Origin of the sequence: Nocardia sp. NPDC060220, from assembly GCF_042727815.1 — a bacterium.
GTDB lineage: Bacteria > Actinomycetota > Actinomycetes > Mycobacteriales > Mycobacteriaceae > Nocardia.
Genome location: NZ_JBHWZY010000813.1, coordinates 1 through 3,084, shown reverse-complemented (window position 1 = coordinate 3,084; position 3,084 = coordinate 1). Strand labels below are relative to the sequence as shown.

General features: G+C 68.0%; 1 protein-coding gene. It reads right to left on the bottom strand.

Going from position 1 to position 3,084, the window contains the following annotated elements; translation table 11 throughout:
• A partial coding sequence (locus ACFWF3_RS30080) for an NAD-glutamate dehydrogenase domain-containing protein (RefSeq protein WP_379317018.1) occupies window positions 1-2,983 on the bottom strand: 2,983 nt, incomplete at its 3' end.
• Window positions 2,984-3,084: the final 101 nt, after the last annotated feature.

The window sequence follows — 3,084 nt, the reverse complement described above, 5'->3', positions numbered from 1 at the left end:
CGCCGACGCCGACCACGGTGAATTCCTGGCTCTGGGTGTCGATGTCCATCTCACGGAAGTGGCGTTTGACCGCTTCCCACGCCCCCTTGGCGGTGATGCCCATCGCCTTGTGGTCGTAGCCCGCCGAGCCACCGGAGGCGAAGGCGTCGCCGAGCCAGAAGCCGTAGCGGGTGGCCACATCGTTGGCGATATCGGAGAAGCTGGCGGTGCCCTTGTCGGCGGCGACCACCAGGTAGGTGTCGTCGCCGTCGCGGCGGACCACCCGATCGGGCGGCAGCACCGCGCCGGTGGCCAGGTCGACGTTGTCGGTGACGTCGAGCAACCCGGAGATGAAGGTGCGGTAGCAGGCGACGCCCTCGGCGATACTCGCCTGGCGGTCGACGGCCGGGTCACCGATCGGGGCGGGCGGACGCTTCACCACGAAACCGCCCTTGGCGCCGACCGGCACGATCACCGCGTTCTTCACCGCCTGCGCCTTCACCAGCCCGAGGATCTCGGTCCGGAAGTCCTCGAGCCGGTCGGACCAGCGCAGGCCGCCACGCGCTACCGAGCCGAACCGCAGGTGCACGCCCTCGACCCGCGGCGAGTACACGAAGATCTCGAATTGCGGTCGCGGCTTGGGCAATTCGGCGATCTCGCGCGGCTCGACCTTCAGTGCCAGGTAGTCGCGTGGGCGACCTTCGTCGTCGAGAACATAGTTGTTGGTTCGCAGCGTGGCTTTGATCAGGCCGAGGATGGCACGCAGGATGCGGTCGGCGTCCATGCTGACCACCTCGTCGATCCCGGCCCGCACCCGGGTCTCGAGCTCGACGGCGGCCTCGGCGGAGACGATGGCCGGATCGAAGCGGGCGGCGAACAGGTCGACGAAATCGCGCGCGACCTCCGGGTGGGCCAGCAGCACGCGGGCGATATTGACCTGGGAGTACGGGAATCCGGCCTGCTGCAGGTATTTCGCGTACGCGCGCAGGATCGCGACCGACCGCCACGGCAGGCCGGCACGCAGCACGAGTTCGTTGAGACCGTCGGCTTCGGCCCGGTCGTACCAGACCGCCTCGAAGGCGTCGGTGAACCGGGTACGCAGGGCGTCGAGCTGGCCGGGGGCCTCGAGCAGTGCGGCGTCGAGATCGCCGCCCAGTGCGTTGCGCAGCAGCTCCGGGCGAGCCTGCAAACCGAAATCGTAGATCCAGCGCTCGGTGCCGCCTTCGTGTTCGAGCTGGTAGGGCCGTTCGTCGACCACCTCGACACCCAGGCTCTGCAAGACCGGGAGGACCTGGCTCAGCGAGACACCGGAACCGGCGATGTAGAGGCTGAAGCGCCACGAACCGGGCTCCGCTTCGGGCCTGCGGTAGAGGTGCTGCCTGATGCCGCCTTCGGTGAGTCGCTCGAGACGCACGATGTCGGCCAGCGCGCGGGCGGGCGCGAAGTCCTCTTTGTAGCTTTCGGGCAGCGCCTCCGAATACCGTTTGACCACAGCGGGATCGAGCACGGTAGAGGAGGCGACCGCATCACCGATCCGGTCGTCCCAGGTGTGGCTGGCAGCGTTGAGCAGGCCCTGCAAACGCAGCCGGTTGTCCTCGGAGGTGTCGGGGCCTGCCTCGCCGGTGGCCTCGGCGGGCATCATCACCGTGAAATACACACTGGCGAGCTCACTTTCGCTCACCCGCGCCGAGTAGTCGATATCCACGCCACCGAGTTCGGCGACCAGGATCTCCTGCATCTCCAGGCGTACGGCGGTGGTGTAACGATCGCGCGGCAAATACACCATGCAGGCCACGAAGCGGCCGTAGCCGTCGCTGCGCAGGAAGAGCCGGACCTGCCTGCGCAGGCCGACGCCGAGGACCGCGACGGCGGTGCGGCGCATGGTTTCGGTGTCGGCCGAGAACAGTTCGGTGCGCGGGAACGACTCGATCACCTCGAGCATCGCCTGCCCGGAGAAGGAGTCCTTGTCGAACCCGGCGCCCTCGATCGCGGTCCGCACCCGGCGATTGATCACCGGGATGTCGAGCACGTTCTCGTGCACCGCGCTGACGGTGAACACGCCGATGAACAGGTGCACCCCCACCTCGGCGCCCGTCTCGTCGACATCGGCGACACCGACGAAATATGGGTACACCGAGCGGTGCACGGTCGCGCGCACCAGGCCCTGGGTGAGCAGCAGCAACGGGCGGTCTTCGCCGTTGATGGGCACTTTGAAATCGGTGCCGACATCGGGGCGGAGCACACCCAGGCTCGCACCGGGCACCACGGTCGAGACCGTGTGGCCGTCCTCGACGCCGCGCCGGTAGCGGGCATACCCCAGCAGGGTGAAGTTGCCCGCGGCCAGCCACCGCAGCAGCTGGGCGCAATCGGCCACATCGACAGCGGGGAACGGCGTGGAGCCATGGGCGGCGGACCGGTCGAGCGCGTCGGCCAGCGAGCTCTGCACCGCGGCCATGGCCTCGGTGTCGTCGATCACCTGGCGGACATCGTCGATCACCTCGGGCATGGTGCGTTCGATGTGATCGAGCTGGGCCCGGCCGGTCGACGGGTGCAGCTGCAGGTGCATCCACGATTCGGTCAGCCCGGTCGCGCCGTGGCCGTCCACCTCGTGCGCCGCGGCGCCGGTGAGGTGGCCCTCCTCGTCGCGGATGACCTCGAAGATCGGGTGGATCACCTCGGAGACGCTCACCTGCATCCGGCCCAGCGCCGCGGTGATCGACTCCACCAGCAGCGGCATGTCGTCGGTGACGACCTGCACCGCGGCGCCCATCCCGGTCCCGTCGTCGGGATGGTGCACCCGCACGCTGGCCTTACCCGGCATCCGCACGGCGGCCAATTCCATGTGGTGCCGGAAGATCTGGGTGATTCCGGGGATCGGGAAGTCCACGTCACCGGCATCGACGTGTCGGAAATACGCCTCCTCGAGGGTCGCGAGATCGCCGCGCAAGCTCTGCGGCATTCCCGCGGCCCACGCCGCGCTGGAGATTTCCGACGAGACCGTCATCGTTTAGCCCACTCCCATGGATTGTGGTTCGCTTCGATTTCGCAACGCAGGTGACGCATTTTCGAGACTAGCTCCGGGTACTCGAACACGCTGAGGGAATT